This window comes from Pleomorphochaeta sp. (assembly GCF_050031695.1).
GTDB lineage: Bacteria > Spirochaetota > Spirochaetia > Sphaerochaetales > Sphaerochaetaceae > Pleomorphochaeta.
Genome location: NZ_JBNAIC010000029.1, coordinates 62,127 through 85,289 on the forward strand (window position 1 = coordinate 62,127; position 23,163 = coordinate 85,289).

Annotated in this window: 18 protein-coding genes and 1 tRNA gene; 12 read left to right on the plus strand and 7 right to left on the minus strand. The window is 26.2% G+C overall.

The features are described from left to right. The first annotated feature begins 113 nt into the window (after positions 1 to 113). From rpsU to ACPKM0_RS06035, 10 genes are all read left to right on the plus strand, one after another. Positions 114 to 323, plus strand: coding sequence for a 30S ribosomal protein S21 (gene rpsU, locus ACPKM0_RS05990; protein ID WP_464635255.1), 210 nt, complete (start codon positions 114 to 116; stop codon positions 321 to 323). Positions 324 to 545: 222 nt separating this feature from the next. Then, entirely contained in the window at positions 546 to 1,433 is an 888-nt protein-coding gene (locus ACPKM0_RS05995; protein ID WP_472474259.1) for an NAD(P)-dependent oxidoreductase, read from the plus strand. Then, on the plus strand, positions 1,433 to 2,515 hold the full coding sequence (gene serC / locus ACPKM0_RS06000) for a 3-phosphoserine/phosphohydroxythreonine transaminase (protein ID WP_472474260.1): 1,083 nt from the start codon (positions 1,433 to 1,435) through the stop codon (positions 2,513 to 2,515). Before ACPKM0_RS05995 ends, serC begins: the two co-directional genes overlap by 1 nt. A 5-nt stretch (positions 2,516 to 2,520) precedes the next feature. Next, positions 2,521 to 2,976 carry an Lrp/AsnC family transcriptional regulator gene (locus tag ACPKM0_RS06005; RefSeq protein ID WP_472474261.1) on the plus strand — a complete coding sequence of 152 codons (456 nt, stop codon included), beginning with the start codon at positions 2,521 to 2,523 and terminating at the stop codon, positions 2,974 to 2,976. A gap of 333 nt (positions 2,977 to 3,309) precedes the next feature. Beyond that, positions 3,310 to 5,373, plus strand: a complete 2,064-nt coding sequence (gene pflB, locus ACPKM0_RS06010) for a formate C-acetyltransferase (RefSeq protein ID WP_472474263.1) — start codon at positions 3,310 to 3,312, stop codon at positions 5,371 to 5,373. Between the two features lie 14 nt (positions 5,374 to 5,387). Further along, the gene (gene grcA3, locus ACPKM0_RS06015; protein WP_472474265.1) at positions 5,388 to 5,630 is read left to right on the plus strand and encodes an autonomous glycyl radical cofactor GrcA3; all 243 of its coding nucleotides are present in this window, start codon (positions 5,388 to 5,390) and stop codon (positions 5,628 to 5,630) included. 2 nt (positions 5,631 to 5,632) lie between these two features. Next, positions 5,633 to 6,391 (plus strand): pyruvate formate-lyase-activating protein, encoded by a 759-nt coding sequence (pflA, locus tag ACPKM0_RS06020; protein WP_472474267.1) that lies wholly within the window; start codon positions 5,633 to 5,635, stop codon positions 6,389 to 6,391. A gap of 233 nt (positions 6,392 to 6,624) precedes the next feature. Then, on the plus strand, positions 6,625 to 7,608 hold the full coding sequence (locus ACPKM0_RS06025) for a dihydroorotate dehydrogenase-like protein (RefSeq protein WP_472474269.1): 984 nt from the start codon (positions 6,625 to 6,627) through the stop codon (positions 7,606 to 7,608). 9 nt (positions 7,609 to 7,617) lie between these two features. Then, positions 7,618 to 8,760 (plus strand): 1-acyl-sn-glycerol-3-phosphate acyltransferase, encoded by a 1,143-nt coding sequence (locus tag ACPKM0_RS06030; protein ID WP_472474270.1) that lies wholly within the window; start codon positions 7,618 to 7,620, stop codon positions 8,758 to 8,760. 10 nt (positions 8,761 to 8,770) lie between these two features. Then, the gene (locus ACPKM0_RS06035; protein ID WP_472474272.1) at positions 8,771 to 9,496 is read left to right on the plus strand and encodes a hypothetical protein; all 726 of its coding nucleotides are present in this window, start codon (positions 8,771 to 8,773) and stop codon (positions 9,494 to 9,496) included. On the opposite strand, the gene mutL is transcribed toward ACPKM0_RS06035, so the two are convergent. The 5 genes from mutL to ACPKM0_RS06060 form a co-directional block, all read right to left on the minus strand. Beyond that, a complete protein-coding gene (gene mutL, locus ACPKM0_RS06040) occupies positions 9,470 to 11,284 on the minus strand; it encodes a DNA mismatch repair endonuclease MutL (RefSeq protein WP_472474274.1) in 1,815 nt (604 codons plus the stop codon). The two genes, ACPKM0_RS06035 and mutL, sit on opposite strands and share 27 nt — an antisense overlap. 184 nt (positions 11,285 to 11,468) lie before the next feature. Continuing rightward, complete coding sequence (locus tag ACPKM0_RS06045; RefSeq protein ID WP_472474276.1) at positions 11,469 to 14,672, minus strand: bifunctional UDP-sugar hydrolase/5'-nucleotidase; 3,204 nt, start codon at positions 14,670 to 14,672, stop codon at positions 11,469 to 11,471. A 15-nt stretch (positions 14,673 to 14,687) separates the two neighbouring features. After that, complete coding sequence (locus tag ACPKM0_RS06050) at positions 14,688 to 16,028, minus strand: hypothetical protein (protein ID WP_472474278.1); 1,341 nt, start codon at positions 16,026 to 16,028, stop codon at positions 14,688 to 14,690. Positions 16,029 to 16,154: 126 nt separating this feature from the next. Beyond that, a complete protein-coding gene (locus ACPKM0_RS06055; RefSeq protein WP_472474280.1) occupies positions 16,155 to 16,916 on the minus strand; it encodes a PP-loop family protein in 762 nt (253 codons plus the stop codon). Continuing rightward, entirely contained in the window at positions 16,901 to 18,169 is a 1,269-nt protein-coding gene (locus ACPKM0_RS06060) for an HD domain-containing protein (protein ID WP_472474282.1), read from the minus strand. Before ACPKM0_RS06060 ends, ACPKM0_RS06055 begins: the two co-directional genes overlap by 16 nt. Positions 18,170 to 18,258: 89 nt before the next feature. Here ACPKM0_RS06060 and ACPKM0_RS06065 point away from each other — a divergent pair, with 89 nt between their 5' ends. Beyond that, positions 18,259 to 18,678 (plus strand): hypothetical protein, encoded by a 420-nt coding sequence (locus ACPKM0_RS06065; RefSeq protein ID WP_472474284.1) that lies wholly within the window; start codon positions 18,259 to 18,261, stop codon positions 18,676 to 18,678. Here ACPKM0_RS06065 and ppk1 read toward each other — a convergent pair. Then, on the minus strand, positions 18,665 to 20,788 hold the full coding sequence (ppk1, locus tag ACPKM0_RS06070) for a polyphosphate kinase 1 (RefSeq protein WP_472474286.1): 2,124 nt from the start codon (positions 20,786 to 20,788) through the stop codon (positions 18,665 to 18,667). The genes ACPKM0_RS06065 and ppk1 overlap by 14 nt on opposite strands. A 72-nt stretch (positions 20,789 to 20,860) precedes the next feature. Next, the gene (gene lnt / locus ACPKM0_RS06075) at positions 20,861 to 22,576 is read right to left on the minus strand and encodes an apolipoprotein N-acyltransferase (RefSeq protein ID WP_472474288.1); all 1,716 of its coding nucleotides are present in this window, start codon (positions 22,574 to 22,576) and stop codon (positions 20,861 to 20,863) included. 153 nt (positions 22,577 to 22,729) lie between these two features. On the opposite strand from lnt, the gene ACPKM0_RS06080 reads away from it, so the two are divergent. Beyond that, positions 22,730 to 22,802, plus strand: a tRNA-Met gene (locus tag ACPKM0_RS06080). Positions 22,803 to 23,163 lie beyond the last annotated feature (361 nt).

Below are 23,163 nucleotides of genomic sequence, written 5' to 3' on the forward strand. Positions count from 1 at the left end.
ATAAAGGTGTTGAATAAACTTATAATATTCTATATATTCATCTTTGTGATTAATTAAATTTAATCAGTTAAATACGTCCCAATGCATATAAAGAGGGAAGGAGGTGATTTTGAATGGCATATATTAAAGTAGATGATAACGAACCTTTAGAAAAATCAATTAAACGTTTTAAACGTTTAGTAGAAAAAGAAGGCATTATTCGTGAGTACAAAAAAAGAGAATACTTCGAAAAACCATCAACCATTCTTAATAGAAAGAAAAAAGCTAATGCTCGTAAGCAATTAAAAAAAGCTAGAAAATTACACGCTTCAAAATCATATTAAGATAACTTCCCGCTTAGTAAACAACTAGGCGGTTTTTTTATGAAATAAATCTAATTCAAAAAAATAAAAATTCTTATATTAAAGAAAGTAAATAATAAAAAAATCATATTTTTTTTTAGTAATAGCAAAAAAAATCAAAAAAAAATTGACAAATTCACCAATATATTTTATTCTAAAGTCAAAAAATAAGATGTTTAAAATATCTAATTAAAGAGGTTAATTATGTTAATTCTAATTTCTGATGCTTTTGATGATTCATTAGCTGACAAATTATCAGTATTTGGCGAAGTAACTGATGATAAAGCTAGACTCAGTGAAGCTAATGTAGTTCTTGTAAGATCTAAGACTACATGTACAAAAGAGTATATCGACCAAGCACCAAATTTGAAACTTATTATTAGAGGTGGTGTTGGTATCGATAATATCGATAAAGAATATGCTGAATCAAAAGGTATTACAGTTCGTAATACACCTAAAGCATCTTCTGTTGCTGTAGCTGAATTAGTTATGGCTCATTTAATCGCTGCTCCTTCTCATTTAATTGAATACAATAATGGTATGAAAGAAGGCAAATGGTTAAAGAAACAAATAAAGAGAACTGAACTTTATGGAAAAACTTTATGTTTGTTTGGTATCGGTAATATTGCTCAAAAAGTTGCTGAAAGAGCTGCTGCATTTGGTATGAAAGTTGTTGCATATGATAAATATGTTTCACAAAGCGATAAAGCTGAAATGAAAGCAACTCCTGAAGAAGCAATTAAAGATGCTGATTATGTATCTCTACACATGCCTTTAACAGATGAAACACGTGGTATGATTTGTGAAAAAATGTTATCTAATTGTTCAAAAGTACCTGTTGTTATTAATACATGTCGTGGTCCTGTAGTTGATGCAGATGATATGTGTGCAGCTTTAGAAAACGGTAAAGTAGCATTATATTGTACTGATGTATACCCAAGTGATCCACCAAGTGAAGATTACCCAATCTTAAAACAAGAAAAAGTTATTTTAACACCTCATGCAGGTGCTAATACTAAAGAAAATTTATTGCGTATTGGTGAAGAAGCTTATGCAATTATCGATGAACTTTCTAAGGGAGGAAAGCTTTAATGTCACGTAAACATAATTATTTTGCAGGTCCATCAGTATTACCTATGGATGTTTTAAATACTTTAGAAAAAGAAATAAAAGATTACCAAGGTAATGGTCAATCAATGATTGAAACTTCACACCGTGGAGCAATGTTTGCTAACATGTATGCTGATTGTCAAAACTTATTTAGAGAATTATTAGGTATTGGTGATGATTATGATGTATATTTCTTAGGTGGTGGAGCAACTTTACAATTTTCAATGATTCCAATGAACTTCTTACGTCCTAACACTGTTGCTGATTATATCAAGAGTGGTACTTGGGCAAATGGTGCATGTGCTGATGCTGAAAAATACGGTAAAGTTAATTATTACTTTGATGGTACAGATTCAAAATTCACAACTCTTCCTGATCCAAAGACAGTAAAACCTTCAGAAAATTCTTCATACCTATATCTTTGTTCTAATGAAACAATTGGTGGTATAGAATGGCAAGATTTCCCTGAAACAGGTGATGTTCCTTTAATTGCTGATATGTCTTCTGATATTTTATCTCGTCCTGTAGATGTTAATAAGTTCTCAATGATTTATGGTGGTGTTCAAAAAAATCTTGGACCAGCTGGTGCAACTTTTATTATCATGAAAAAAGATATGCTTGATAGAAGAAATTCTAACTTAGCAAAATATTTTGATTACTCAAAACATGCAGGTGCTAATGGTTTATTAAATACTCCTCCAGTATTCTCAATTTGGGGTGTAAAATTAGTACTCGAATGGGTAAAAAATAACGGTGGTGCTCAAGGAATGCTTGACAGAGCTAATAAAAAGAGTGGTATAATTTACGATGTACTTGATTCTTCTGATTTCTATAGATCTCCAGTTGACCCAAATTATAGATCAAGAATGAATATTGTATTTAGAGCTCCTAATGAAGAATTAGAAAAGAAATTCTTAGAAGAAGCTGCTAAAGAAGATATGTTAGGATTAAAAGGACATAGAAGTGTTGGTGGCTTAAGAGCAAGCTTATATAATGCATGTCCAATTGAAGATGTTAATGTATTAGCTCAATTTATGAAAGAATTTGAAAGGAAAAATGGTTAATAAAAATGATTAAAAAAGTAGATGATACCAATAAGCAAATAATTCGTGATTTAATTGATGGCAGAAAACCTTTTAGTGCTATTGCTGATAATCAAGGGATAACAGAAAATACTGTACGCTCTAGAGTTAATAAGCTTATTGAAGAAGGTATCCTTTCAGTAACTGGTTTAGTTGATCCTGAATTAATTCCTGGATTACAAGTTGTAATGATGGGTGTTAAATTAAATACTCTTGACTTAGATAAAAAAGCAATAGAATTTGCTGAACTCAGAGGCGTTGTCTCTGTAGCTGTAGTTACCGGTCGTTATGATTTAATGGTTCAATTAATTTTAAACGAAGATGATGATATGACATTATTAGACTTCTTTAAAAATGAAATTGGAAAAATTGAAGAAGTTGCTGATGTTGAAACTTTTATTGTCTATCAATCTCATAATTTAAAAGTACCATACGTTTTATAAAGTTTTATAAAATATTTGAATAAATCTACTGTATCTTAATTGGTATAGTAGATTTTTTTTATTATTTTTTTGTGGTTTAATTGAGGGATAATGATATAATGAATAATAGGTTAATAATCTAAATTTCTAATAAATCTAATAATATTTATTTTAATATTCTTGATTATTAGAATAATCTACTATTTTATTATAAAATCCTAAAATAAAATACTAAGTGTTTAATTAAGTAGTGTATAAGTATTTTTATTAAGGTTGATTTTTTGTGTTTCTTTTAATATTGTTACTAATGAAAGTTAGATGTTTTTAACTTATCTTAATTTATAGGGGTTATTGATGAAAGAAATAAATCCTTGGAGAAATTTTTCTGGTTATAATTGGAAAAATGAAGTAGATGTTAGAGATTTTATTCAAAATAACTATACACCATATTTAGGTGATGATAGTTTTTTAGAAAGTGCTACCCTTGATACAAAAGAATTATGGTCTAATATTTTAGATTTAGAGAAAAAGGAAAAAGAAAAAGGTGGCGTTTTAGATATGGATACAGATATCATATCTACAATAGTCAGCCATGGCCCATCATATATAGACAAGGAAAAAGAAAAAATAGTTGGTTTTCAAACTGATAAACCATTTAAAAGATCACTACAACCTAATGGTGGTATAAGAATGGCTGAAAAAGCATTATCTGATAATGACTATAAAATAAATCCCTTTATCAAAGATTTTTATACTAATCATAGAAAAACACATAATGCTGGAGTTTTTGATGTTTATACACAAGAAATGAGAGATTGTAGAAGATCTCATATTATCACTGGTTTACCTGATGCATATGGTAGAGGTAGAATCATAGGAGATTATCGTCGAGTAGCTCTATATGGTTTAGATTATTTAATTAATGATAAGATTGCTCAAAAAGATTCAACATCTACTATCATGAATAGTGATAATATTAGAGATAGAGAAGAATTAAGTGAACAAATTAGAGCACTAAAGGAGCTTAAAGAGTTAGGAATACTTTATGGTTTTGACATTAGTAAACCTGCTAAAAATACTCAAGAAGCTTTACAATGGTTATATTTTGGTTATTTAGCTGCTGTAAAAGAACAAAATGGTGCAGCAATGAGTTTAGGTAGAACTTCAACTTTTATTGATATTTATGTTACACGAGATTTAGAAGAAAAAACTTTCAGTGAAAAAGAAGTTCAAGAATTAATTGATCATTTCGTAATGAAATTAAGGTTAGTTAAATTTGCTAGAACTCCTGAATATAATGAATTATTTTCTGGTGATCCAACTTGGGTTACTGAAGCAATTGGTGGAATGGGAGTAGATGGAAGAACTCTAGTTACTAAAACAAGTTTTAGATATTTACATACATTAGAAAACCTTGGAGCTGCACCAGAACCTAATTTAACTGTACTTTGGAGTATAAACTTACCAATTGGATTTAAAAGATTTTGTGCTAAAACATCAATTAATTCTTCTTCTATACAATATGAGAATGATGATTTAATGAGAGTTAATAATGGTGATGATTATGCAATTGCTTGTTGTGTCTCTTCAATGAAAGTTGGTAAAGAAATGCAATTTTTTGGTGCTAGAGCTAATTTAGCTAAGTGTTTACTATATGCTATAAATGGTGGAATTGATGAAAAAAGTAAAATTCAAGTTGGTCCAAGTTATAAGCCAATAGATTCTATCTATTTGGATTATGATGAAGTAATAAATAAATATAATGATATGTTAAAATGGTTAGCAAGTGTTTATGTTAATACATTGAATATAATACATTATATGCATGATAAATACTCCTATGAAAGAATCCAAATGGCATTACACGATAAAGAAGTAAAAAGATATTTCGCAACTGGTATTGCTGGTTTATCAGTTGTAGCTGATTCTCTTTCTGCTATTAAGTATGCAAAAGTTAAAGTAATTAGAGATAATGATGGTTTAGCAATTGATTATGAAATAGATGGTGAATTCCCAAAATTTGGTAATGATGATGATAGAGTTGATAGTATCGCAAATCAAATAGTTAAAACTTTTATGAAATATGTAAGGCAGAATGATACTTATAGAAATAGTGTTGCTACAACGTCATTATTAACAATAACAAGTAATGTCGTTTATGGTAAAGCAACTGGTTCAACACCTGATGGAAGAAAAGAAGGTGTACCTTTTGCCCCTGGAGCTAATCCAATGCATCATAGAGATAAAAAAGGTGCGATAGCATCATTAAGCTCAGTTGCAAAACTACCATTTGGTGATGCTCAAGATGGAATATCTAATACTTTTTCTATAATTCCAGAAGCTTTAGGAAAAGATGATGATATATCTTTTGCAAATAAACCGCTTTGCGCATGTGAAATACCTAATATTGAATTATAATTGGAGGAAATAGTATGAAAGTAAATAATGCAAAAATAGATAATTTGGTTACAATGTTAGATGCTTATGTTAAAAAAGGTGGGCATCATCTAAATGTTAATGTTTTTAGTAAAGACACATTATTAAATGCACAAAAACATCCAGAATTATATCCTCAATTAACAGTTAGAGTATCTGGATATGCTGTAAACTTTAATAAATTAACAAAAGAACAACAAGATGAAGTTATTTCTAGAACTTTTCATGAGGAAATATAAAATTGGGTAAAATTCATTCAATAGAAAGTTTTGGTACCGTAGATGGTCCTGGTATTAGATTTGTAATATTTTTTCAAGGGTGTCCACTTAGATGTAAATATTGTCATAATCCTGATTCGTGGAAAACTAATGCAGGCAAAGAAATGAGTGTCAAAACTTTATTGGATGAATATGAAAGAAACAAAGAATTTTATAAAAATGGTGGTATAACAGCAACTGGCGGTGAGCCTTTATATCAGTTAGAATTTTTAACTAAATTATTTACTGAAGCTAAAAAACGTAATATTCATACTTGCTTAGACACCTCAGCTGGCTGTTTTGACTATAAAAACAAAGAAAAATATAACGATTTACTACTTAATACAGATTTAGTTCTTTTAGATATTAAACACAGCAATGAAAAAGCTCATAAAGATTTAGTTGGTATTAATATGGATCGACCCCTACAATTTCTAAAAGAATTGGATAAGAATAGAATAAAAGTTATAATACGACATGTTTTAGTTCCAACAATAAGTGATTCTGAAGATCACTTAATTATGCTTGGTAAAATATTATCACCTTTTTCTAATATTTATGGAATTGATGTATTACCTTATCATAAGATGGGAATTAAAAAATATGAAGAATTAAATATTAGTTATCCATTATTAAATATTGAAAATGCTACAGCTACTCAAGCAAGTGAAGCTAAAAAAATTATTATAGATTCTTATTATGAAAACAGAAAAATGTTTAAAAGAGACAAATATAAAGTATGAATGTTTATGTATGTTTCATTCTTTTTTTTCATAATTATATTAATCAATGACCATTTAACATAAAAAAATGTTAATAAGAAAAAAACTCATACTATTAATTTAGCTATATATTATAATATTTACAAAATTCCTTTAATTATTTTCTAAAATAGATTATTATAATAAAAGTTGTAATATTAATAAGTAAAATTTTTACAATAAAAATGTATTTATATAAATTTTGGAGTTTTATAATGGCAAATTTAGAAACTAGTTTTATGGGCTTAAAGTTAAAGAACCCAATTATTGCTGCAAGTAGTCCTCTAACATCTAATTTAGATTCAATTAAAAAGTTAGAAGATTCTGGGGTAGGTGCAATAGTATTAAAATCTATATTTCAAGAGCAAATAGATAAAGACGCAGATTCAAATGTTGATATAGAGCAATCTTTTCTAAATCATGCAGATGCGTATGGTTTTTTAAGAGGTGCAAGTGAAGATCACTTTATTGATATGTATTTGACTTTAGTTGAAGATGCAAAAAAAGCATGTAGTGTTCCTATAATTGCTTCTTTAAATGGAGTAGGAAGTGGATCATGGATTAAAGAATATGCACCTAGATTTGCTTATTGTGGAGCTGATGCAATTGAAATTAATCATTATGAAATTGGATCAAACGCTAATTTAGATGGGAAAAAAATGGAAAAAGATTTTATAAAATTTGCTAAGATAGCAAGAAATGAAATTAAATTACCTTTATCAATTAAACTTGGTTCTAATTTTTCTTCTCCAGCAAATATTATTCGAGAATTAGATTTTTTAAAATATGATGGTATGGTTTTATTCAATCGTTTCTATAATCCTGATATCGATATTAATACAATTTCTATAAAAAGAGGTGAAGTTACATCAACAAATAATGAGTTTTATAGAAGCTTAAGATGGGTAGGCTTGATGAGCGAAGAAATTAATGCAGATATTTGTGCAAATACAGGTATTCATAATGGTGAGACATTAATTAAAATGATTTTAGCTGGTGCTTCTGCTGTTGAAATTTGTTCTGTCTTAATGCTAAACGATTTTGATTCAATAAATCTAATGCTTGAGCAATTAAATAATTGGATGGAAATGAAGAAATATTCTTCTATTAATGACTTTAAAGGAATTTTAGCACAAGAAAGAATGAGTGATCCAACACTTTGGGAAAGAACTCAATATATTAAATCATTACACGGTTAGGGGAAATAAATGGATTTAGAATCATATAGTGATATTTCTCCATTGTCAGGAGAACCCGCAAGAAAAGGGGTTAAATTACTTCAAAATAATTCTGATTATATAAAAAAATTATTAGCTATCTTATTAGACAATAGAAGCCCTGATTATTATCAACAAATAGCTATTCAAACAGAAGAAATAATTAAAGAACTTGATAAAGTATATAATTATGATGATTTTCAACGATATATTACATCAGGATATTTAATTCCAACATTACTAGATAGATCTGTTACTGAACTGACTTTTTCAGGTATGGATAATTTAGCTGATAATGGTTCATATTTATTTTTTTCAAACCATAGAGATATTGTTTTAGATTGTGCATTACTAGATTATGTTTTATTAGAAAATAATAAACAAATGTGTGAAATGGCATTTGGTGATAACTTAATGAGTAGCCAGGTTGCTGAAACTTTATTTAGATTAAATGGTGGTATTGTTGTAAAGCGTTCATTACCATTGCGTGAAAAATATAAAGAATCTATTAGATTAAGTAAATATTTTTGTGAAACAATATTAGATAGAGATAAAAGTATTTGGGTTGCTCAAAAAAGTGGTAGATCTAAAGATGGGATAGATGTTACAAGTCCTGCAATAATTAAAATGTTATATCTTTCTATGAGAAAAAGTAAACTAACTTTTCCTGAATTAGTAAATAAATGTAGAATTACACCTGTTGCAGTTTCTTATGAATATGACCCTTGTGATATAAATAAGAGTAGGGAGGAGATTTCTAAATTAATTAATGAAGGTAATTATAACAAAAAGAAATATGAAGATATTATTTCATTAGTAAAAGGGTTGAGACAATTTAAAGGTAGAATACATGTACATGTTGGAAAGCCATTAACTGAAAAAGATTATTTAGATCACAATGAAGTTGCAAAAGAAATAGATAGACAAATACATTTAAATTATAAATTATGGCCTACTAATTTTTTTGCTTATGATTATTTAGAAAACTCATCTAGATTTAAAGATGAATATAAAGATTTTGACACAGAGAAATTTTTATCAAGATATTCACATTTAAAAGATGATGTTAAATTATATGCTTTAAATGCTTATGCTAATCCTGTTAGATCATATTTACAAGAAATTGAGAAATAAAAAATCATATATGGCCCTATTATTAGGGCTATTATTGTTTCTAGTTTCTTGTGAATCTAAAGACTTTAGTATTTCTGATATTAATACAGAAATTCAAAATATATATGTCTTTTCAAAAGATTCAAATCTAGAAAATAATCAACTTAAATTAGTTCTAAACTATCCAAGCTTAGCAATAGGTGTTCAAACTGTTGAAGATGAAGTTACTATAACAAATATTGTGATAGAAAATAAAACTAAGACTTTATTATGGGATTTTGAACCTAAAAAACTTATAATTGATGAATTTACTTATTGGGGATCTAATAATATAAATTTGTCTTCATATAATTTTGATGATGGTGAATATAATATAAAAATATTAAATGATAAAGGAAAAACTGTTAATTCAAAGTTTTTTATTAGCAATAATATTAATGATTTATATAATTTTTATTGTTTTTATTATGATAATAAAATAATAATTTCAAATCAAATAAATGATTATTCTAGATTTAAATTTAATCAAATTATATCCGAAGATAAAAAAATAGAAGTATCTTTTTATGATACTTCTGATAATTTAATTAAAACTAGTTTTATTGATAATTATATTATAAATGATAGTTTTCCATTTATGATAGAATTAGATATGGATATAAATAATTTAAAATATATAACATTAGAATTTATTGATAATAATAGTGTTAAAAATTTAATTTCTATTAATTTAAGTTCTTCCAACAGCTTTTTTTAATTCTTCTGAATCAAATCTAATTAAAAAAGTTCGACCATGAGGACAAACTGGCTCCTCTAATTCAAAAACCTTTTTTATTATATTAATAGCTGTGCTTTCATCAACAATATCTCCTTGTCTTATTGCACTATGACATGCTAAAACTGCAAATATTCCAGCTTCAATAGCCATAGAATCTCCTGTGTTATTTTTTATATAATTTACTATTTTATCTTCAATTGGTTTATATACAGTAGGTATTGAACATAGTTGCCATAACATTGGTTCTATTTTTTTTATTTTTATACCTAAATTCATATATATATCTATATTTGAATCTAAATAATTGTCAACATCTCTATCTACTTCAAATTCCAACGGTATTAATAGTTTTTGGACACTTTGTCTCTCTTTAATCTGATCAAAAAGTATTCTTTCATGAGCAGCGTGTTGATCAATCAAATATAGCTGATTGTCCTTTTCTACAATAAGAAATAAATTAAAGGCTTGTCCAATATACTTAAAATCGTTTTCTTTTGTTTCTCTCCATATTGATGTTTCTACTATTTCCTCTTCATTTATTATACTTGTCGTTTCATTTGATAATATTTCTTTAGCTTTAGAAAACCAATCTGGGTTTTTGGGCTTAGCATTTTCTCCTATTGAAGTTTCACTAACTTTTGTTGGTGTTTTGTTTATAAAAAATGAATTTGGTTTACTATAATTATTAAATTTCAGTGGTATATTTGAAGATTCTTTGTCATTTGCTATTGGTAAATCTGATTGAAAGTATGTATTTTCTAATGAAGGAATTGGTCTATCCATTTGTTTTTGAATCATTGTAACAATACTATGATGTATTTCAGATTGTATTCTTATTTTAGCTTCCCTTTTTGATGGATGAATATTAAAATCAACTAAGGTTGGATCAATATTAATAAATAGATAACAATAGGGGAAACTTCCACCTGGAAGTAATTCTCCATAACCATATGTAACAGCTTGAACAAGTGCATAATTTTGAATAGGTCTATTGTTTATATATATTTTTATATTTGATCTATCACTTCTTTTTATATAAGGTAGAGCAGCAACTGCATAAAGTGAATATCTTTCATATTTTGATGCTAACTCAAGAGTATCTTTTAATAGTATTTTATTTTTAGAAGTCATTGAATTAACGATTCTTTCTTGTTTAGTAGTTTTAGGAAAATGTAATACTAATTTATCATCAACATAATATCTAAATTCAATTTCATTAAATGCTAGTGCTTTTTCAATTAAAACATTTTTGCACATAGTTGCTTCAGTTGAAGGTCTTTTTAAGAATTGTCTTCTAGCTGGTATTTCAGCAAATAAATCTTCTACAATAATTCTTGAACCTTTATTTATTTCACTAGAAATTATCTTACTTTTCTTCCCATTATCTACAATAATCGAATAAGCTTGTTCACCTTGGTAACTACTAGCAATAGTTAATTTGCTTACAGCTGAAATGGAATATAAAGCTTCACCTCTAAAACCCATACTATTTAGATGGTATAAGTCTTCTAAGCTATTTACTTTGCTTGTAGTATGACTATCTGTACATATTAATAAATCTTCTTTATTTATACCTATGCCATCATCAATTAATACAATTTCATCTAAACCACCATTTTTTAATTTTAATGTTATATTTTGTGCTTTAGCATCAATTGAATTATCTATTAACTCTCTGACAACTGATGCAGGTCTTTCAATAACTTCTCCTGCTGCTATTCTTTGAGCAACTAATTTATTTAATTCATGTATTCTCATAATATTCATAATTATAGCATAATTAATTAAATTAGTTATAAAAAAATATTATGACTATAGAGTAATATTAGACTTGTTACAATATTGTAAAGGATTAATGTTATACTAGCTATTTTTAATACATCATTTTAAGTAAAAATCTCCTAATGAAATTTAATTCACTAGGAGATATATTATTAAATTAAAATAATTTTTAAAATTCAAAATCTAATTTGTAATTCAAGTAAAAACTAAGTTTTAATGGTGTAGTAGTAGATTCTGGAACTGTTACTGATGTGGTTAAGGATAAATTATTTAAATCATAAGTAATATATCCACCATATTCTGCATCTGCATTATAAATAAATGAACTTATATCAGAAATGCTTTTAACATGTTCAATAAAATCATTGTACAATAAATATCCACCAAGAGTGAAATTATCTATTATAAATGATAAATCTAAATCTAATAAATCATTATCATAACTAAAATCAGAAGCATCAAAAGGTATTGTATAATATAATGATAAATCTATTTTATCATTTTCATATCCTAAGTTAGCTAAAAATGAAAGTGTATTTGTATCCACTGCGTAGAATATTGTCCTTGTAGTAGCTTTATGTATCATATTAGTTGTAAACTCATCTGAGTCTTCGGTAACTAAATAGTTTGCACCTAAAGATAAACTTAAGGTTTCAGAACTAACAGCTATTGAAGTATTAGCTAAATAATTAGGAATTAAATTAGTACTTGATGGATTTAAGATGGTTTGAAAATTAACAGTAGGGGATGCGCTAAAGTATGTAGTTGCACCTAAATTTAATTTTAATTGAATATCTTTATTATTTACAGGTATAAAATCAAAATTTAATGAAGGATAAACATTAATACTAGATGAGTTGCCAATACCAATTGCACCTAGTTTTATTTTAAATATGTCAACTGGATTAAAGTCCACATTTATTGAAACATTTTCTTCAGTAGTGTCATTTAAAGGATCATAAATATTTACATTTGATAAAGAAGTGTAAATTGATGTAGTATCAAATGCAAACTTTAAGTTGAAATGTAAAGTGTCCCCACCTAGTTCATTATATGAAATTGCTGAATCATAAGTGTTATTAAATTCATCTCTATTTAAATCTAAATTTAATTTATCACTATCAGTATACCATTTGAAATGATCAACAATATCAATTACATATTCAGTTATTTCTTCAGTAGTTGATGGGAAAGGATATAAATCAGTTGAAATCGCAAATGAATCATCCATATCAGCACTTAATTGTAGAGCAAAAGAGAATCCCCCATGAGATATATATGGATATATTGTTAAATTACCATAGTAATCATTATTAACAAAAGTAGAATCTTTTACATCAGCATTAATATTTAGAGAAGTATCAAGACCTACATGTGTTTTAATTTTTAAATCTTCACCTGTATAAATATTAGCTTTTTTTACAACTACTGTACTTTCATCTTGTTCAGTTTCATCTTCTTTTTCTAAAGTAGATTCTTCTTCTTGTGTAACTGCTTCTTCATCTACAATCAACATTTCTTGTTTTTTAACTTTATAAGAAATTGGTTTGAATTTAGGTTTTGCAATATTATTGATTTCTTCAACTTTTACTTCAGCTTTAAATTGTGGCTGATTTGGAACTTCCGATATATTTGTTTTATCATTTATAGAAGTTTCAATAAAACTAGGTATTTCAGGAACTGTTGGATACTCAAGTGATATTTTATTTGTTATTTGTACATTGTTAAGTGTTGTTGATGCACTTGTGAATAATGGAGATATTAAGAATTCTGATAAATTATCAGGTATTTTAATTAAGCTTAAGTAATTTTGTAAATTAACATCTCTTTCAAAAGTTTCTAAATTTAATGAAGTTAATAGACCATTGTCTATTTCATTTAAATTAGAAGAATATGTTTTAGCATAATGAGTTGAAATAATTTCAGTATCTCTAACATTTAATTTATAATTTTGTATTTCAGAATATCCAACACCCGTTGTTAAAGTTGGAACACCGTTTATTTTAACTAAATGTGCATCATTATTATTTCCATCAATAAACAAATTTATTCCAGTTAAATTATTTAAAATATATTCAGAATTATATTCATAACAACGTAAATTAGAAACTAGAATAACATAATCAGCTACTTCATTAGCTTCATTTATTGCTTTTTGTGCATTATTAATAACTATTTCATCAGTTAGTTTTACACCATTAATACTAGTTAAATCTGAAGGAGAAGAAAGGCCTAAAACAGCAATTTTAAAATTGTCATATAAATAGAGGCCAAAAGGATTGAAATAGAAAAGATCTTCTTCATTCATAGCATTACTACTAATAAAGTTGATGTTTGATTTCATATCATATTGTTGAAGATTATTAATTCCATTACTAAAATCTACTGCACCAGGTACAAAAATATCATAACCAATCATATCTAAAATTTGTGATGCAGTTTTACCATTATCAAAATTAACAAATGTAGATCCTCTTAAAGTATTACCAGCATCAATTAATAAGATATTTTCATTATTCTTTTTTGCTGAATTAATAATTCCAGATAAACTTGGTAAATCTAAATTAGAAACATTTCCTTGTCCATTTCCAGTAACGATAAAGTTAATAGTTGTAATATCATCAAAATTATTACTTTTTTGAATAGGTTTTATTCCTAATAAATAATTTGCATTTAAGAAATCTGTCCTTAGTTGTTCGCTTAATGTTTTATATTCTTTTAACAGATTTTGTTCTTTATAGGCATATTCTGCTCTAATTAAATTTACAAGATCATCATTTGATTCTAAATTTATACTAGCATTTAGATAATCACTTGGAATGTCAATTTTGATATTATTTTTATTCTTCATATCAATAAATTGTGCACTTTCCATATTTGTTGTTTGATTTGTTAATGCATTATATGAGGTACCATAACCTTGATAAAAAACACCATATTCTAAATCCTCATTACTTATTACATTAATTTTTGCAGGAGAATTAAATTCATATTTACTAACTGGAGATAATATTTGATATTTTTCTACAAATAACGAGTCGGTTTCTAAAGTAATTTGGCCATCAATTAAATAAATGATTGGTTCAGATTCAAATGGGTTAATTACGACAATACTATTATCAAAAATTTCTAAAGTGCCATATTCATAATCAATAGTTACGTTCTTATCTTTAGTTCTAAAAATAGTTTTTCCATTCAAAGGAATGTTGCTATTAGAAGTAATAAGCATTTTTTTACCAAATTCATTATATATAGATAATGAATTTATGTCACCTTTAGAAATATTAAATGATACCGTTTGTGCTAGTAAACTAGATAAACTTATAAGTAATGTCATCAATATTAGTATAATTTTTTTTCTAAATTTATTCATAATCCAATCCTTTATCTATAAAATAGAAAACATATAACCTAAGGAGTAGGTAGGCTCTATGTTTCCATCTTCATCACCAATAATAGAAACATTAACAATTATTTCATTGACTTGATAGAAAACAATGTTTGCTGAAAGAGTAGCTTCAATATTTTTCAAAGTAGTAAATCCATCAAAGAACGATTCACTAAATTGATTAGTTGTAGTATCTTTTATAAAATTCTTTTCAGCATAAACAGCTAAGTTTGAAATTGGCCCGATTGCTTTTTCACTACTTAAAGTTAAGCCAAAATTATAAGACTCTAAACTAACATCTTCAAATTCTAATTCAGAAGATAAAATAATATCAGATAAACCATTATTAGAATAATATCCAGTATTACCAGAAATAATAAAATCAGGCTTAAATTGTGGAATAATAGTTTTAGCTAATAAATCAAGGTTACCACTTCCAAAATCATCAAATGAAGCATCTGATTCTACAATATTTTTAACATGAATATCATAAGTATAAGTTGTAAAATACCAACCATATAGTCCAGCTCTTTGTGACAACTGTCTACTATATGAATCGTCATCTTCATCATAAATAACTTCACTAATTAAGTCATAATAAGGAATTAAGCTTGAAGAAGTTGATTTAAAGACTGGTAACTGAATATCATAGGCTAAATCAAACCAATTTGTATCTGAATTATTATATTCAGTTCTATATAATACTGTATAACCTAATGATATATTATTTACAAAGTTGTTATTTATAAAGAATAAAGGATTAACGCCAACTCTACCACCTAATAGATCTGGATTAAACATATCAGTTGTAATTAATTCTAATGAAATAGGTATATTAAATTTATTAGCATCAATTTTAATTTGTGCCCCAGCTCTTGTTTCAAATGTTAAAACATTTTCATCTTCATAGTGATATAGTAATGCACCATCTCCAATTGTACTATTTGTAATTTTTCCAATTCGAAGGGCAAGTTCATTATTAAAATTACCTAGTTGAATATAATTTAAAAAACTTAAAAAGAACTTAGTATATGAAATAGAATCTGCTACGATATCATTTTCACTTTCTGGCAATTCATAAGTAGAATAATCAAAAGTAATAATAGAAGATGTATCAATTTTAAAGTACAAAGGAACATTTAATTCTATTGAAAAATTTTCGCTTGTATAGGAAGGAAGAGCAACGAAACTTAAAGGATATTCTCTATCTACTTCTGCTCCACTCTCATCTATTTCTGTCGAACTATAATTCAGCCCAAAATCAAAACCAATACCGGCAAAAGTGGATAAGTTAAATGCAAATAAAATTAATAATGATAGAAATATTCGTTTATTCTTCACAATAAGCTCCTTTAATTCATGAATAACAACTAAATTATACATTATAAATGGTCATGTTAAAAGTACTTTATTTTAACTAATAACAAAAACTTGTGAAAATGAAGATATATTACATAAATTAAGTAACTAATCCCTAGAGATTTTATCTGAAAAATTGTGAGCTTTAAAAATATGTTCTCTTGTTAATTTATCAATATGGCATAAAGATGAAATTATTGGTTTTAATTTTGATCTAATATTTGTTTTATCATATGGACAAACTGGTTTAACTACAGGTAAATCATAATTATTAACTAATCGTATTAATACATTTTCATGAACTTCAATCATAGGCCTAATTATAAACAAAGTTGAGCTAAAAAATTCTTGTACTGGTAACATTGTTGAAAAATTACCTCGAAAACAAGTGTTTATTAATGTTGTTTCAACCAAATCATCTAAGTGATGTCCTAATGCAATTATTTTCATATTATTATCTTTTGCGTAATTGAATAATATTCTCCTTCTATTTCTAGAACAAAGATAGCAATTAAATTCACCTTTAAAAGAGACGGGATACTGAGGTTCATCAAATATTTCAAAGTCTATTTCTAAATCTTTAAAAAACTGAATTAATCTTTCTTTTGCATCATCACTTATTGGGTGTTCAATCCAATTTATCATTATTGCCTTTAAATTATAGTTAATGGGTAACCATTTTTTTCTCAAAGAGAGTGCTAAAGCTAGAGCTAATGAGTCTTTGCCTCCCGAAACAGAAAGTAAAATAGTTTCTTTATCTTTTATCATATCAAACTTATTTATTGTTCTTCCTGTTTGTTTTATATATCTTCTAATCCAAGGTGGAATATCTCCTTTAATTAGTTTTTTATAACTTATTTTTTCACACATATTTTTATTGCCTTATTAACTTCCTCTATTGTAATTTCATTTATGGTGAATATTCGCATTTTTCTTAAAGATCTTTCAAACCCTTTTATTACATTTTGATTAAAAATATCATCAATTTGTTTAAAAGATTCTATTTTACCTGTTTTAAAAAGAATTGGTATGTCTATTTCAAAAGAAATAGGTTCTGGAATATCTATAATTACTTGATCATGTCTTAAAGTTGGATGATTTTTTTTAAGTTCATTATATATTATATTTTCATATTTATTTCTAAGTCCTAAATCTAGGCAATTTTTATGAAAAGTAGTAGAAGAATCAAAATTTTCTTCTAATATAGTATTTAATAATTTATTATCTCTAACATCTAATACATTTTGGAAACTATTTTTATTTTCTATAGCTAATGAATTAAAACTATAATCATCTAAATTATATAATTGATTATCTTTAATAATATTATTATTAAGATTATATATTAAACATTTTTTTATCATAGCTGTTGCGCATCTAACTCTTTTATGCCAATAAACAGTTTTATACATTTGATATTTCGAAAAAATTAAATTTTCTAATGATAATTTTGCGCTTTCTAAAATAGTATTGTAACCATCATGGATTGTTAAATGCGATATAATATATGAACTATCTTGTATCCCATATGTTACTCCTGCAAAAAAAGCATCTCTATTTAAATAATCTAATTTATCAGGGTCTAATGCACCAGATAATAATGATTTATAAAGTTTTATTTCATTATTTATTGGCTTTTCATTAAAGTTTAATATATTGCAAATTTTTAAAATATCAAAGTTCTTGTTAATTAATATTTTATTTAATTCAGTATCTTTATCACTAATTATATTAGTTGCTAAAACTTCATGATCAATTAATGGTAATTCTTTTAAAGAATGTGTATAAGGAAAATGTCCAATATCATGTAATAACGCAGCTAGTAAAAAAGAATTTACGCCATCAAGAGTAAAGAACATATTATCAGTTTTTGTAATTAAAGTAATTAGTATTTCTTTTGACAAGTGATAAACACCTAAGCTATGGCACAATCTAGTATGCATTGCTCCAGGATAAACTAAGTTTGTAGGACCTAATTGTTTTATACGAGATAATTTTTGCACTTCTTTACTCATATAAACTTTATATATTGATTCACTTAATTTTATATCTTTCCAAAGGGGATCTCTAACTACAATAGAAAATTCTGTTTCTAAATATTCTAATAATTCGTTTTTTTTCATAAATTGCCTCTTTTTTATAAAAACAATAAAAATATATATTTATATATATTATTGTTGAGAAGTTAATGATTTTATTTTATTGTACTTATATGAATAAAAAAATATATAGTTTTACATTAATATTTATTTTTTCTTTATATCCTATTTTTTCAACTGATACAACTTATATTAGTTATGATAATTATATTAATCCAACTAATACTAAAATAGGGGAAATTGATTTTGGGAGACAAGAATCAATTTCTAACTTGATAAAAAATATTTTAAGTGATGAATATTCTAATATATGGATTGATAATTACATAAAAGAAGAATACAAATATATGTTTAGCAAAAAATATAGTAAAACTTTTGTAGATTTATTACCAATAACTAAAAACTTTTATTGTTCTAAAGTTAAAAATTATGAAAATAATCGTAGCGTTTCTGTTTATATAAGCGATAATATGATTATCAATTTTATTTTTGATAAAAATGAAGATGAAATAATTAATGTTAATTTTGATTAAATTTTTTTCTAAATTTTTTGAATAATCTTTGAAAGTATCTATCATCATTTACTACTGGTTTTTTACTTTCCTCGATAGCTTCTTTCATTAGTTGTGCTTGAGAATCTATATCTTTTCCTGATTTTTCTATTTTATAATAATTTCCTTCATCATTTAATTTTCTAGCTTTTATATTATCAGAAAAACTTAAATCCATTATATGTTTTATTTGATTTTTTACTTTCACATTAGTAATCGGAGTAACTATTTCAACTCTTCTTTCAGTATTTCTTGTCATAAAGTCTGCTGATCCTATATAAACTTTTTCATCTTCATCTCTTCCGAAAATAAAAATTCTTGAATGTTCTAGATATCTTCCAACAATACTAATTATTTCTATATTTTCTGTTTTATCTTTAACGTTTGGGACTAAGCAACAAATACCTCTAACAATCATTTTTATTTTAACACCTGAACAAGAGGCAAGTTTTAATCTTTCAATAACATCTACATCAGTCATGGAATTTATTTTGATTTTTATTAAACCTTCGACTCCTTTTTCGATTTCTCTATCAATTAAATTTAAAATAGAAGGTTTAAAACTTACAGGTGATACTAATAATTGCTTGTATGACCCAATAAGGTTAGAAATTGACATATTTTTAAAGAATTGAGTTGCATCATTCCCAAGTGTTGTATCACTTGTAAAATAACTTAAGTCTGTATATAATTTTGCTGTATTTTCATTATAGTTACCTGTTCCAATTTGAGTAATATAACTTAAGTTCCCTTTTTCTCTTAAAGTAATTAAGGTTATTTTAGAATGTACTTTGAACCCTTCAAAACCATAATAAACTTTACAACCAGCTTCTTCTAATCTTTGTGACCAGTCAATGTTATTTTGCTCATCAAATCGTGCTCTTAATTCTATTAAGACTGTAACATCAATACCATTTTCAGCTGCAATACATAAATATTCTACAAGCTTAGCTTGAGTAGCTAAACGATATATTGTTATTTTTATACTAATAACATACTTATGACTTGATGCTTCTTTGATTAATTTTAAGTAAGGGTCCATGCTTTGAAAAGGAAAAGAAAGCAAAAGATCTCTTTTTTGTATTTGCTTAATTAAGCTAGAATTTAGATTAATTTCAGGTGTTATTTGGGGTGAGAATTTTTTATAAGTTAATATTCTAAGAGATGGGAGTTCGATATGATCTTCTAAAGAGAAAGTATACGATAAATCTAATGGAGCTGAAGTATATAAAACATGTTTCTTTGTTAAATTTAATTTTGATGTTAAAAATTTAATAAAAGATCCATCAACTTCTGATGACATTTCTAGTCTAACTGCAGCTAGTTTTTTTCTTTTTTGAAGAAGTTTCTTCATTTTTTTTCTAAAGTCATTTTCTATTTCAAATGCTTCATCATCTGCATTTATATCTCCATTTCTAGTTACTCTAAAAATTGTTTTATCTTGTACTTTGTACATTGAAAAAACTTCTTCATAAAATTGAAGTATTATTTTTGCTATACTTATATATCTGACTTTTGAGCCTGGCAAAAAAATATGAGAAGGTAAGGCTCTTGGTACAGGAATAACTGAGAATAATTCTTTATTATTTAATTCAATCATTGCTCCAATATGTAACGTAGCATTGCTTAAGTGAGGGAAGGGGTGTCTTGAGTCTACTATTTGAGGAGATAATATAGGTAAAATATTATTATCAAAGTATTTCTTAATATATTTTTGTTCGTTAGGAATTAATTCATCAAAACTTAAATTAGAAATATTATGAACTCTAAGCTGTGATTCAATTTGAAAATAAGCATTTTCTCTTATCTTATATAATCTTTTTACTTCTTTATATATTGCATCTAGCTGTTCGGAAGGTGATAGACCAGACCTATTATCAATTACAGCATCATTACATTCAAGCATATCAAATAAAGAACCAACTCTTATCATAAAAAATTCATCAAGATTACTTGAAAAAATTGAAATAAATTTAATTCTTTCTAATAGAGGTACAGTTTCATCCATGCCTTCTTCTAGTACTCTTTCATTGAATTTTAGCCATGAAAGTTCTCTATTTTGTGTATATCCTTGTATATGTAAGTTTTTCATTAATACTCCCAAATATATTATTCAATCAATATTCATTTTAACAGTTATTATGTAAAATAAGAATAACATTAATTATTTATTTTTAGGTATTTTTTTTAAGCCTTTATCTTTAGTATAGTTTCGTTTTGTATAATTTATTCTTTTTTTTATGGCGTTGGAAGGTGTTGTTTTCTTTTTTTTATTAAATATTGAATAAATTATTCTAAATAATACAGTTTGAACTATTATAATAAATATCGTATATACAAAATAATCACCATATTTTGTATATACACTTAAGTTTTGATCAGTATTGTAATAAATTGGGACATTATAAACTCGATAATTAGTTGTAAAAGGTTCAATTGGTTCGATAATTTCACCCCAAGCCGTAATTAAGCAGGTTATACCACTATTTGTTGATCTTACTACACTTTTTCTGTTTTCAATTGCCCTAAATGCTCCTAAGTACATATGTTGTTGCTCTGCAGCAATTGATTTTGACCAACTGTCGTTAGATAAATTGAGTAATAAATTAGATCCATTATTTACAAAATTTCTACTTATATCTGAAAAAATATCTTCAAAGCAAATGGAAGTTGAAAAATTTATATTATTATAACTAAAGGTTTTTGAAATATCTGATGGTAACCACCATTTATAATCATTGGATTTTAAGAAGTTATAAAATCTAGGGAATATATCACCATAAGGAAAATACTCTGTAAAAGGGACAAGATGTTGCTTTCTATAAGTATCTTTTAATTCACCATCAGAAAATAAAATTATTGTATTATAATCGTCTCTATTCCATGAACCATCTTCTAAGAAAGGTTCTTCTCCATTTTCTTTTAGAACACCTTCTACATTACCTGTAATTAATGGAACATTTAACTCTTTTCCAAATTCAACAAATTCATCAACAAGTTTTGATGTTCTTTGACTACTTGGATATTGTGTATGCCAAGCTACACTTGGTACAAAAGCTGTTTCACTCCACATAACTAAGTCAGGATCTAATTTCATAGCATCTAATGTAAGTTGTGATAGGGTATCAAAATTACTTTTATATCTTGAATAACCACCTTCCCATGTATCTGCATTATGTTGTACTGTAGCGATTTTAACATAATCATCTGGTTTTTTATATCTCCAGTAATTAATAGTATAAACACCATAAAGGCAAACACAAAACATTATAAAAGCATATAGACTTACAGAATATTTATTTTTATATAAATAAGTAGAGAATCTAATCCCTTTTGATGAGTCTAATAGATATATAGCAATATAAGATTGAGGAAGAAAAAGTAAAAATGATATTCCCCACATTCCTGTTAAGCTTGATAATTGAGCTATAATTGGAAGATTAATTGTACTAGAGGCTAAAGATCCATATGAATAAGCTAAGAAGCCTTTTTGGACTATATAAGAATATATAACATAAGCCATAGCTTGTGAAATTGCTTTATATTTTCTAGGAAATTTATAAAAAACTTTTAATAAAGGAAAAAATATCATTAATTGAATGCCTTTTGCAATAGGTCCAATAAAAATTGCTAGAGGGTGAAAGGTGCTTAACCAATAATTAAAAATTCCTAAAAATGTTACGCCAAATATAAAACCTAATAGAGGAGTGTATTTCCATTTTGTTTTATTTACAGCATATATCATCGGTATTAAAGCAAAGAAAGCAAATGGTGCAAAACCATTATTGTCTAAGAAAGATGGAAAGGCTAAAGCATAAATAAAAGCTGAAATAATTGTTAGAAATATTTCAAACGGTAATGAATAAAATTTCCTATTCATTGGTTACTCCTCTTACTAGTATTAATATAAATAATAACATTAAATTATATAGTAAGATACTAAAAATAAACTTTTTTATATTTTTTTTAAAAAAGTATTGACGAAAACTCTAATAAAATATAATGTATCGAACGTGTTCAACACATCAGATTTGGCGGCATAGCTCAGATGGTAGAGCAAACGGCTCATATCCGTTTTGTCAGGGGTTCAAGTCCCTTTGCCGCTATAAAGACTTAGCTTTATGCTAAGTCTTTTTTTTACATTTTGATTAAGGCGTTTTCTCAAACTTATTGACTGTATTTTTATTTATTAATCATAATTCTTTATAGTAGATTTCTAGCATTTTATATAATATTAATAGTTTTTATATCACAAACAGGTCGTTTATAGATAATTTAGCTAACACTGTAGTAAGTTGTATAAGTATAAATACTTGCATTATAAGCATTTATTACATTATATAACTTTTTATTATTTTTTTTGTAAAATGTGTTGACATAAGTTACATCTTATTGTATAGTTTAATCATAAAGAAAACAAAAACAAAAAAACTATTTATTTTAAAGGAAAACAAAATTATGAAAAAA